General features: G+C 73.4%; 9 protein-coding genes. 5 read left to right on the top strand and 4 right to left on the bottom strand.

The window, feature by feature from the left end; genetic code table 11:
- On the bottom strand, window positions 1–796 hold a 796-nt coding region (sepH, locus tag E1300_RS43685; RefSeq protein WP_242619778.1), incomplete at its 3' end, for a septation protein SepH.
- A gap of 443 nt (window positions 797–1,239) precedes the next feature.
- Here sepH and E1300_RS43690 point away from each other — a divergent pair.
- Window positions 1,240–2,226 (top strand): hypothetical protein, encoded by a 987-nt coding sequence (locus tag E1300_RS43690; RefSeq protein WP_131763164.1) that lies wholly within the window; start codon window positions 1,240–1,242, stop codon window positions 2,224–2,226.
- Window positions 2,227–2,259: 33 nt separating this feature from the next.
- On the opposite strand, the gene E1300_RS43695 is transcribed toward E1300_RS43690, so the two are convergent.
- Window positions 2,260–3,570, bottom strand: a complete 1,311-nt coding sequence (locus E1300_RS43695) for a D-arabinono-1,4-lactone oxidase (protein WP_131763165.1) — start codon at window positions 3,568–3,570, stop codon at window positions 2,260–2,262.
- Window positions 3,571–3,579: 9 nt separating this feature from the next.
- Window positions 3,580–4,824, bottom strand: a complete 1,245-nt coding sequence (locus tag E1300_RS43700; protein WP_131763166.1) for an MFS transporter — start codon at window positions 4,822–4,824, stop codon at window positions 3,580–3,582.
- A gap of 313 nt (window positions 4,825–5,137) precedes the next feature.
- On the opposite strand from E1300_RS43700, the gene E1300_RS43705 reads away from it, so the two are divergent.
- From E1300_RS43705 to E1300_RS43715, 3 genes are read left to right on the top strand one after another with little or no spacing between them, the layout of a single operon-like run.
- Window positions 5,138–6,469: a lytic transglycosylase domain-containing protein gene (locus E1300_RS43705; protein ID WP_242619779.1), complete on the top strand. Its 1,332-nt coding sequence runs from the start codon at window positions 5,138–5,140 to the stop codon at window positions 6,467–6,469.
- A gap of 59 nt (window positions 6,470–6,528) precedes the next feature.
- Window positions 6,529–7,491, top strand: coding sequence for a ferrochelatase (locus tag E1300_RS43710; protein ID WP_131763167.1), 963 nt, complete (start codon window positions 6,529–6,531; stop codon window positions 7,489–7,491).
- Window positions 7,488–8,297, top strand: a complete 810-nt coding sequence (locus tag E1300_RS43715; protein WP_131763168.1) for an inositol monophosphatase family protein — start codon at window positions 7,488–7,490, stop codon at window positions 8,295–8,297. Before E1300_RS43710 ends, E1300_RS43715 begins: the two co-directional genes overlap by 4 nt.
- Window positions 8,298–8,385: 88 nt before the next feature.
- Here E1300_RS43715 and E1300_RS50825 read toward each other — a convergent pair whose 3' ends face one another.
- Window positions 8,386–8,562 carry a hypothetical protein gene (locus E1300_RS50825; RefSeq protein WP_165503260.1) on the bottom strand — a complete coding sequence of 59 codons (177 nt, stop codon included), beginning with the start codon at window positions 8,560–8,562 and terminating at the stop codon, window positions 8,386–8,388.
- 214 nt (window positions 8,563–8,776) lie between these two features.
- Between E1300_RS50825 and E1300_RS43720 the strand changes: the two genes are divergently transcribed.
- The gene (locus tag E1300_RS43720; RefSeq protein ID WP_131763169.1) at window positions 8,777–9,430 is read left to right on the top strand and encodes a response regulator transcription factor; all 654 of its coding nucleotides are present in this window, start codon (window positions 8,777–8,779) and stop codon (window positions 9,428–9,430) included.
- Window positions 9,431–9,569: the final 139 nt, after the last annotated feature.

A 9,569-nucleotide genomic window follows, 5' to 3' on the forward strand; every position in this document is an offset into this window, starting at 1 on the left:
GCCCGTGTCCGACCCCGCGCGCGAGCCCTGGCCCGGCGGCACCCTCGCCCAGCTGGCCTACCTCGGCCACCCGCCGATCCGCGTCGAGGAGTCGGTCCGAGGGCAGGCCGCGGACGCCGAGGTCGCCCGGGTCGCCGAGGTCGCGGGCGTCCGAGACGACCTTCATCGCGGGACGGCGCGGGACGAGCGGCGTGACGGTGTCGGACAGGGACTCCTCGTCCCACTCGACGGCGGTGAGGCGGGCGGCGATCTCGTCCAGCGGGGAGACGTGCCGGCGGCGCGGGTCGAAGACCCACTCGGCGGCGTGCGGGCGGCCGTTGTCGAAGAACGACAGGCGGACGCGCCAGGTGTTGTCCTCGCACTTCCAGGAGTCCCACTCGACCTCGTCGAGGTCGACGCCGCCGCGGCCGAGGCGCTCCTCGACGGTCTCGCCGAGGGGCGGCCCCGGGGTGGACTCGCCGGGCCGCCGGACGGCGACGCGCTGGGCCTGCTGGGCCATGTACTCGCGCTCCTGGAGGACCGGGCCCTCGAACCAGCGGATCCGTTCGACCGGGATGCCCGCGGACTCGGCGATCTCCTCCGCGGTCTCGCCGGAGCGGATGCGGGCCTGGATCTCCTTGGGACGCAAGGGACTCTCCACTTCGATCTCGAACTGGCCGAGGCGGGAGAAGTGCCCACGGACCGCGGCGCGGAGCCGGTCGTCGACGGGCAGGGTGAACCGGGTGCCTCGGCCCGCGGTGGCCAGGACGAGGTACGTACCGTCCTCGCTGACCGCGACGAGGCGCAGCTCCTGCATGCGTGTCCTTCCTGCCCTGTCCTGACGGCACGGAGGGCGCCCGACGACCCGCCCGGTGCGGAGCCCGCGTCCAGCGTGCTCTCACCGGCCGGTCGTCCGATGCCCGCCGAGGGCGCATGCGTGCCCTTCCCCCGGGTTCCCGAGTCTCTCTTTCGGACACACCTGCTGCCAGCACCGTACCCGGCATGTCCGAACATCGCCGCTCTCGAAGCCCTCTTCACGAGGCCGAAGAGGGCTCCCGACCAAGCTTGCCGGTGCCGGGCTCCGGCCGGGGTCGCCCTGCCGGATTCTTGTGCATCCTTTTCCACACTGTGCCTGACGCGCCCCCCGGGCTCCACCCCTTTGACGTAGCGAGCATCACGTCCGTGCATGGAACACCCATAAGTGGCGATTAGTTCAGGTTCGGGGGGATCCACGGTCAATCGGATGAGGGGAACTAGTTCATGCAGCGCAGGCTGCCCGACCTGAGCACGACGCAGCTGATCGCGAGCGGGGTGGCGACGCTCGCGGCGGCGGTCGGGGCGTCGTACCTCGGCGTCTACGGGACGATCCTGGGCGCGGCGTTCATGAGCGTCGCGTCGACGGCGGGCTCGGCGATCTGCAAGCACTACCTGGACCAGGGACGGGAGCAGCTCAAGGATCTGAGCCACATCCAGGCGGCGGTGCAGCAGCGGGACGCGGCGCAGACGGCCGCGGCGGAGGCGGTGAGCGCCGACCCGACGCGGACCGTGGCGTGGCCCGGCGGCGGCGCGTGGCCGGCCGGCGGCGACCCGAACGCGACCCGTCTCGACCTGCCGCTGCCCGGCGCCGGGCGGCCCGGGCCCGTCCCGCCCGGCGGAGGCGACCCCAACGCGACGCGCCTGGACCGCACGCCCGCCGAGACCGTCGCGGAGTCGCTCGCCGAGGACGCGGGCGAGGACGCCGTGCGCGAGGTCGTCCGGCGGTCGGCGCTCCAGAGCACGGTCGAGTGGGCGAAGCGGAACTGGGTGAAGCTGGCGGTCTCGTCGGCCGCGGTGTTCGCGATCGTGATCTGCGGCATCACGCTCTACGAGGCGACGACGGGAAGCTCGCTCGGCAAGAACGAGAAGGGGCTGACCGTCACCAAGGTCCTCACCGGCGGCACCGACACCCAGGACACGCCGTCGAAGAGCCCGTCCCCGGAGACCACGGAGCCCAGCGACGCGCCGACCGGCGGCACGTCCGGGACGCCGTCGGACACCCCCAGCACCGGGACGACGGGCGGGACGACCGGGCGGCCGACCCAGACTCCCACCGTCACGCCGACCGCCCCCTCCACGGCGCCGTCCACCCCGACGGAGCCGAACACGCCCGCGCCGACGCGCAGCTCAGGCGGCGACGGTGGCGGTGGCGGCGGTGGCGTCCAGCAGGGGACCGATCCCCAGTCCCGTACCGGATCGTCTGCGGGCTGACTCCCTGGGACGCGTGTGGGCCCCGGCCGTGGTTCAGTCGCCGAAGACCTGCCTGGTGTAAGGATTGGCGAAGCGGCGGTCGGGGTCGTACTCGTCGCGCAGGGCCTGGAAGTCGGAGAACCTCGGGTAGGCCTTCTCCAGGTACGCGGCGTCGCGGGTGTGGAGCTTGCCCCAGTGCGGCCGTCCGCCGAGGGAGGTCATCAGGTCCTCGACGCCGCCGAAGTACTCCTCGTGCGGGTCGCGGTTGTAGACGTGGACGGCGATGAAAGCGGTCCGCCGGCCGTAGGCCATCGACAGCCAGGCGTCCTCGGCCGGCAGCAGCCGGACCTCGATGGGAAAGCTGATCCGCCAGTCCTTCCTGGCGAACAGGCCACGGAGTTCGCGCAGCGCGGGAACCAGCTCCTCGCGGGGGATCGCGTACTCCTGCTCCTTGAACCGCACGGTCCGCGGGCTGGTGAAGACCTTGTAGGACGTGTCGGTGTAGGTGCGCGCCCCGAGGGCCTTGGCGGAGATCCCGTTGATGAACGGGGTGCTGGACGGGACGCGGTGGGTGACCCGGTTGACGGCGCCGAAGACGGTGTTGGACAGGAACCGGTCGTCGAGCCAGTGCTTGAGTTTCGGCAGCGGCTGCGCGGGGCCCTCGACGCGGTTGTTGCGCTTGGTGAGGCAGCCCTCGGTGTGGGGGAACCAGTAGAACTCGAAGTGCTCGTTGGCGGAGTCGAACTCGTCGATGCGCGCGAGCACCTCGTCCCACTTCATTGGCTCCTCCTGCGCGCGCAGGAGGAACTTCGGGACGGTCCGCCAGGTGATGGCGGTGACGATGCCGAGGGCGCCGAGGCCGGCCCGGGCGGCGTCGAACAGCTCGGGCCGCTCGGCCGGGGAGCAGGTGACCGTCGTCCCGTCGGCGAGGACGAGTTCCAGCTCGGCCACCTGGGAGGCGAGCCCGGCGGCGTCGCGGCCCGTGCCGTGCGTGGCCGTCTGGAGGGCGCCGGCGACGGTCTGCTCCTGGATGTCCCCCATGTTGGCCAGGGCGAGGCCGTGGTCGTCCAGGAGGCGGTTGAGCGCGTGCAGCGGCAGCCCCGCCTCGACGGTGACGAGCCCGGCGGCGGTGTCGACGGAGCGGACCGCGGTCAGCGCGGTGGGGCGCAGCAGGACGCCCTCGGCGACGGCGGCGCCGGTGAAGGAGTGCCCGGTGCCGGTCATCCGGACGGTGCGGCCGTCGGCGGCCGCCGCGCGGACGGCGTCGGCCACCTCGGCGGCGGTGCGCGGTGTCGCGGTGCGATGCGGTGTGGCCTGCTGGTTTCCCGCCCAGTTCTGCCACGTACGACGGGTCTCGGGGGACATGCGGTGACTCTACTCGGCAATCGATCGTGAGGAAAGTTCATGTTTTGCCGCGGTCACGTCCCGGGTGAGCTCCTGCCTGCGCAGCGCCCGCGCGCCCGCGAGGCCGACGGCGGCGGCGAGCGCCGCGCAGGAGAGCGGGACGAAAAACGCTGCGCGCGCTCCCTGCGCGTCCACCACCCGTCCCGACAGCGACGAGCCCAGCGCCACCCCGATGCCGATGGACGTGGAGACCAGCGCCAGCCCCTCGGTCAGCATCCGCGGCGGGACGAGCCGCTCCACGAGCCCGAACCCCGGGATGATCGTCGGGGAGATCGCCAGCCCGGAGAAGAACACCACGACCATCATCAGGTACAGGTTCCCGACGAGGACGGGCGGGACGAACAGGGCCGTCAGCAGCCCGAGGCCGATCAGGAACCGGCGGGAGAGCGGCGCGCGCCAGTGCCGCGCGCCGTAGAAGAGGGCCGCCGAGCCGCTGCCGAGCGCGTAGCAGCAGAGCAGCGCCCCGGCGAGGGCCTTGTGGCCGCGGTCCTCGGCGAACGCGACGCCGCTGACGTCGATCGCCCCGAACACCATGCCGAGCAGCAGGAACACCGGGGTGACCACCAGCACGCCGGGGTTGCCGAGGACCCCGCCGCGCGCGCCGGGCTCGCGGGGCCGCGGCGGCGGCTCGGTGTCGCGCTGCCCGGCGAGGGCGAGACAGCCGGCCAGCGTGAACGTCGCCGCGGCACCGATGCCCGCGGCCGGGTGGACGCCCGTGGCCAGCACCGTGACGATCAGCGGCCCGGCGACGAAGATGCACTCGTCCACGACGGACTCGAACGAGAACGCCGCGTGCAGGCGCGCGGGGGTGTCGCGCAGCACGTGGGACCACCGCGCCCGGATCCAGGCGCCCAGCGACACCTGGGTCAGCCCCGCGGCCGCGGCGGCGGGGAAGAGCGTCCAGACCGGCAGCCGGGCCTGCGCGAAGACGATCAGGACGGCGTAGCTCACGGAGTTGGCCAGCACCAGCGGGACGAGGACGCGGTGCTGCCCGTTCCGGTCGGCGAGCCGGGCGGTCAGGGGCGCCCCGACCGCGTATCCGACGGAGAGCGCCGCCGTCACAGCTCCGGCGATACCGTACGATCCGGTAACCGCGGACACCAGTAGGACGATGCCGATCCCCTCCATGGAGATCGACATGCGTCCCACGAAGCCCGCGGCGACGAAGAGGCGGGCGCCGGGGATCGCCAGCAGTTCCCGGTACGGACTCGGCACCCGTTCCTCCCCCTCCGGGAGGCGGACCGCCTCCGGATCGCATCGCTCGACGTCAGGCCCATGATCACGCTATCGGGGGGAAAGAACGCGGAAACGTGTAACCCACCCGCGGCGACACTCGTTGGGAAATGGTGTGTCTTCTCCTTCTGCACCGCGCGCCTCAGGCGGCTCCGGCGGCCCGAACCGTACCGCGAACGGCGCGAACGGGCATTCGAATAACGTGCCGGGCGGAAGCGTGCCGAACGGGACCGCGAAGGGCGGGAGCGCGCCGGGCGGGAGCGTGGCCAGCGCGGCGGCCAAGAAGGCGCCTCCCATGAAGGCGGCCCCCCGAGACGACCTCCGAAGCGCGAAGGCCGCCCCCGGCGACGCGGCCCCCGCTCCAGACATGGCCGGCGCCGGGAAGGACATCCTCGACGCCGCGTCTCGGGCGGAGCGTCCCTCCGCGTCCCGGACGCCCAAGGAGAAGAAGCAGCGGAAACTGCCGAAGAAGGGCGCGCGGTCCCCGGCGCGGCGGCGCGGGCGGGGCCTGCCGGTCGCCATCACCGCCATCGCGGTGCTCGCCCTCGGCAGTACGTCCGGCGGCCTCTACGCGGCCCTCACCACCGACAAGGCCGAGCCGAGCGGCGCGACCACGCCGCAGGGCGACGCGCCCCCGAGCACCGCGCCCGGCGACCCGGTCACCGTGGTGGACGGCGGGCAGGTCGCCCCGCTGCGCCGCGTCGTCCCGCCGGACGTGCTGGCGGTCGGCAGCAGCGGCTCCATCTCCGCCGCCCGGATCGCGCGGGTCCGCAAGCTGTCCAAGGTCCGGGACGTGACGGCGGTCGCGGGCGGCGCCGTCCAGCTTCAGGGGCGCCAGGTGAACGCCCTGGCCGTGGACCCGTCCTCGTTCCGCTCCTGGACGCCCCCGGGCACCGCCAAGAAGACCGACCTGTGGTCGGCGCTGGCGGCCGACAGGTTCGTGGTGTCCCCGGCCGCCGCCGAGCAGTTGCGGCTCAGCAGGGGCACCCAGTACCCGGTGGTGGGACGGACGATGCCGAACCTGACGATGGGCGGTTCGGGCGAGCTCGGCCTGCCCGGCATCGACATGCTCGTCAGCAGGAAGTCCGGGACCGACATGGGGCTCGTCCCGAACGTCGCGCTGCTGGTCAACGCGCCCGGCGTGGCGCCCGGCACGGTCGTCAAGGCGGTGACCAGGGCGCTCGGGCCGGGCGTGAAGGTGGTGAACCTGCACGAGAGGAAGTACCAGGCGTCCGGGGACAACGGCCGCCCCGGCAGCTACCTGGACTTGTACAAGCAGGCCGCGACGAGCTGCCCGGGCCTGTCGTGGACGGTCCTCGCCGCGATCGGCCAGGTCGAGAGCGACCACGGGCGCAACGCGGGCCGCTCCAGCGCCGGGGCGCTCGGCCCCATGCAGTTCATGCCCGCCACCTGGAAGTCCTACGGGGTGGACGGGGACGGCGACGGCAAGGCCGACATCATGAACCCCTACGACGCCGTCCCGGGCGCCGCCAAGTACCTGTGCGCCAACGGCGCGGGCAGGGGCGGGCAGCAGCTCTACCAGGCGGTGTGGCACTACAACCACGCCGACTGGTACGTCCAGAAGGTGCTGAACCTGGCGAGGGCGTACGCGGCGCGCTACCGCTGAACCGCCGGGGCGCGCCGGGTGGTGCCGGGGCACCGGGGGGCGGCTGGTTGGATGGTGGCATGACGTCGTACGACGCGTTGCTGCTGATGTCGTTCGGAGGTCCGGAGGGGCCCGACGACGTGATCCCGTTCCTGGAGAACGTGACCCGCGGCCGGAACATCCCGCGGGAGCGCCTGGAGGGGGTGGCGGAGCACTACCACCTCTTCGGCGGGGTCAGCCCGATCAACCGGCTCTGCCGCGAGCTGAAGGCCGCCATCGAGGCCGACTTCGCCGCCCACGGCGTGGACCTGCCCGTCTACTGGGGCAACCGGCACTGGACGCCCTACCTGGCCGACACCGTCCGGCGGATGGCGGCCGACGGGGTCCGGAGGGCCGCGGCGTTCGTCACGTCCGCGTACCGGGGCTACTCGACCAACGACCAGTACCTGGAGGACTTCGCGCGTGTGCGCGCGGAGGTCCCCGGCGCACCCGAGATCGACAAGCTGCCCGTCTACAGCGACAGGCCCGGTTTCCTGGAGCCGTTCGCGGACGCCGCCGGAGAAGCGCTCGCCGGCCTGCCCGAGGGCGCCCGCCTCGTCTTCACCGCGCACAGCGTGCCGCTGTCCCAGCCCCACCGCGACCTCTACGTCGCGGACCTGGAGGCGGCCGCGCGGGCGGTCGCGGGCAGGGCCGCGCCCGGCGCGCCCTGGGACCTCGTCTACCAGAGCCGGAGCGGGCCGCCGAGCCAGCCGTGGCTGGAGCCCGACGTCGTCGACCACCTGGAGAAGCTGCACGGCGAGGGCGTCCGCGCGGTCGCGGCCGTCCCGATCGGGTTCGTCTCCGACCACATGGAGGTCAAGTACGACCTCGACGTGGAGGCGGCGGGACGGGCCGCCGAGCTCGGCATCGCCTTCGCGCGCGCCGCGACCCCGGGCGCCGACCCCCGCTTCGCCGCGCTGCCCCGCGAGCTTCTCGCGGAGCTCGCGGAGCGTCCCGGCACGATCTCTGGCACGGCCCCCGACACCACGGAGGAATCTGGATGACCCTGGCCCAGGAACTGCTGGAGCTGGCCGTCGCGACCGCCCGGGAGGCCGGGCGGATGCTCATCGACAAGCGCCCGGCGGACGGACCGGACGTCGTCCAGACCAAGTCCAGCCCGACCGACGTCGTCACCCAGATGGACCGGGCGGCCGAGGCGCTGATCATCGAGCGGATCCGGGCGGCCCGCCCGGGCGACGGGTTCCTCGGCGAGGAGGGCGGCGCCCAGGCGGGCGCCAGCGGCGTCCGCTGGGTCGTCGATCCGATCGACGGGACCGTCAACTACCTGTACGACCTGCCCGACTGGGCGGTCAGCATCGCCGCCGAGGTGGACGGCGAGGCCGTCGCCGGGGCGGTGGAGATGCCGCGGCGCGGCGAGACCTACACGGCCTCGCGCGGCGGCGGCGCCCGACTGCACACAGCGGTGGGCACCCGTGACCTCCGCGTGAACTCGCAGGTCCCCCTGGACAAGGCGCTGCTCGGCACCGGGTTCGGCTACGACGCGGCGCGGCGCGCCCGGCAGGCGCAGGTCCTCACCGGCGTGCTGCCCGCGGTCCGCGACATCCGGCGGGGCGGCTCGTGCTGCGTGGACCTGTGCTCGCTGGCGGCGGGACGGCTCGACGCCTACTACGAGCGGGGCGTCCAGGCGTGGGACATCGCCGCCGGCGCGCTGATCGTCCAGGAGGCGGGCGGACGCGTCGAGGGCCTCCACGGGGCGCCGGCGGGGCCGGAGCTGACCATGGCGGCCGGGCCCGGCACGTTCGAGGCCCTGCACGACCTCCTCGTCCCCCTCGACCCGCTCAGGGACTGAGGCATGGCCCTCGGCGGGCGTCAGGGCGCGGGAGACCGCGAAGCCCGGGACCATAGGCGGTCCCGGGCTCCGGTGGCGGTGGGGGTTCTCAGTCGCAGCGCGGTGTTTCGACGCCTATGTCATGGTTCGCTGCGATCCGGCGCAGTTCCTTGATCTCCTCCTGGCGGATGTCCACCAGGTAGGTGTCGCCATCTGCGTGGGCGCTCCGCAGCGACGCGTACGCGTCGTCGAGCCGCTGCTGGATCGTGCGTGACAACTCGCCCATGGGCCTCCTCCCGGATCGTGCCCATGCCTACCCAGGCCTAGGCTGAAGGTAAACCTGCTCGCCGATGCAAATTTCGCGGTTCCTTACGGCGAGCCTAAGCAGGCTCGGGGGCCGGGACCTGAACGGCCTCTTACGGGCGTCTTACGGACGCCGTGGGATATCTGGACTCGCGGGGCGGAGCCGTGTCGGCCCGCCCCGACCGGAGGGGGACGCAGTGCGTGTTCTTGTCGTCGAGGACGAGCGGGTGCTCGCCGACGCCATCGCCACGGGCCTGCGCCGGGAGGCGCTCGCCGTGGACGTGGCCTACGACGGCGCCGGCGCGCTGGAGCGGGCGGGCGTCAACGAGTACGACGTGGTCGTCCTGGACCGCGACCTGCCGAGGGTCCACGGCGACGACGTCTGCAAGCACCTCGTGGCCCGGCGCTACCCCGCGCGGATCATCATGCTGACGGCGGCGGGCGAGCTCGACGACCGCGTCGAGGGCCTGTCCATCGGCGCCGACGACTACCTGGCCAAGCCGTTCGCGTTCGCCGAGCTGATCGCCCGGGTCCGCGCGCTCGGCCGCCGGGCCGCCGCGCCGCTGCCGCCGGTGCTGGAGCGCGCCGGGATCACGCTCGACCCGGCCCGCCGCGAGGTCCTGCGGGACGGCCGCCCCGTCGAGCTCACCCGCAAGGAGTTCGCGGTCCTGGAGGTGCTGCTCAGCGCGGACGGCGCGGTCGTCAGCTCCGAGCACCTCCTGGAGAAGGCGTGGGACGAGCACATCGACCCGTTCACCAACGTCGTCCGGGTCACGATGATGACGCTGCGCAAGAAGCTCGGCGACCCCCCGGTGATCGAGACCGTGCCCGGAGTGGGATACCGACTGTGACCGCCGAACCCGAACCGGCCCCGGAAAGCAGACCGGACGCCGGACCCGCCGCCGGACCCGCCGCCGGACCCGCTGCCGGACCCGCTGCCGGACCCGCCGCCGGACCCGCGCGGCCGAGATCGGAAGAGCGTCGTGTAGG

This window comes from Actinomadura fibrosa (assembly GCF_900659615.1).
In the GTDB taxonomy this organism is placed as follows: Bacteria; Actinomycetota; Actinomycetes; order Streptosporangiales; family Streptosporangiaceae; genus Spirillospora; species Spirillospora fibrosa.

Bases quoted from the DNA above. Each gene is read 5' to 3' on its own strand.
- E1300_RS43710 (WP_131763167.1), top strand. From the start codon at position 6,529: ATGACGTCGTACGACGCGTTGCTGCTGATGTCGTTCGGAGGTCCGGAG.
- E1300_RS43695 (WP_131763165.1), bottom strand. From the start codon at position 3,570: ATGTCCCCCGAGACCCGTCGTACGTGGCAGAACTGGGCGGGAAACCAG.
- E1300_RS50825 (WP_165503260.1), bottom strand. From the start codon at position 8,562: ATGGGCGAGTTGTCACGCACGATCCAGCAGCGGCTCGACGACGCGTAC.
- E1300_RS43705 (WP_242619779.1), top strand. From the start codon at position 5,138: ATGAAGGCGGCCCCCCGAGACGACCTCCGAAGCGCGAAGGCCGCCCCC.
- E1300_RS43690 (WP_131763164.1), top strand. From the start codon at position 1,240: ATGCAGCGCAGGCTGCCCGACCTGAGCACGACGCAGCTGATCGCGAGC.
- E1300_RS43715 (WP_131763168.1), top strand. From the start codon at position 7,488: ATGACCCTGGCCCAGGAACTGCTGGAGCTGGCCGTCGCGACCGCCCGG.